Raw genomic sequence first — 915 nt, 5'->3', positions numbered from 1 at the left:
GCTTCCAGTTCCTCGATGCTCGCCGCTGTGTACTTCGTCGCGTCGATCTCCGCCTCGCGCGTCTCGATCACCTTCGCCAGGCGCACCTTCGACATCGCCACTGTGAGCGCACTCGCCTTCTCCTTGATCTCAGGTGCATCCGCTTCCTGCTCGTCCAGCATGGTCTTTGCATCCTCCATCAGGGATTTCAGCTCCGTCAGGGTCGCTTCGTCGTACTTGCCGCTCTCGATCATCTCAAGCGCCAGGTTGTACGCCATTTCCAACTGGCTGAAGTCTGCCTTCAGAACCAGCTTCGCCAGCTTCTCCGCCAGCTCATCATAAGCTGCGTCAACCTCTTCCTGGGTCGCTTCCTCGTCGGCTACGACCTTCTTGGCCGCTTCCAACGCCTCTACGAACGGCTCGTAGGTGCTGGGCTTGTAGCTGCCATTCACATTTTCTTTGATGTCGGCAATCAGCGCTTCCAGCTTCGACTTATCCACGACGATCTCTTCTGCGCTTACGATCGCAAACATCAGCTCGTCATATGCAGCGTTGATTTCCTCCTGGGTCGCGTCGTCTGCCAGCGCCTCCGCCTTATCCAGCGCATTCTGGATGGCCTCTCTCGACTCTTCGGTCAGGTCGAGCTCTTCATCCGCCAGCAGGTCGTTCGCCAGGCTGATCGCCAGCTGCAGCAGGCTGTCGTCCGACGCATACTCCAGACCGTCGCGCGCCTTCACCAGCGCCAGATAGGTCTCGTAAACCTGCGCCTGGGTCGCGTTCTTGTCCTCCACAACCGCTTTCGCTTCGGTCAGCGCTGCATCGAACGCCGCCCAGCTCTCCTCGGTGTAACGCGCTTCCTCGAACACTCCGTCGATCGCTTTGATCAGCGATTCCAGCATGCTCTTATCCACATCGGAGGGAATCTCGCCCTCCACC

Annotated in this window: 1 protein-coding gene; it reads right to left on the bottom strand. The window is 59.0% G+C overall.

All coding sequences use genetic code 11. From position 1 onward, the window contains the following. Positions 1 to 915, bottom strand: a 915-nt coding sequence (locus H8711_RS13825) for a hypothetical protein (protein WP_346728226.1), incomplete at both ends; no start/stop codon positions are given.

The organism is Ligaoa zhengdingensis (assembly GCF_014384885.1).
GTDB classification, from domain to species: Bacteria; Bacillota; Clostridia; order Oscillospirales; family Ruminococcaceae; genus Ligaoa; species Ligaoa zhengdingensis.
The sequence above is the reverse complement of the archived record's forward strand: the minus strand, read 5'-3'. Positions and strand labels throughout refer to the sequence as shown.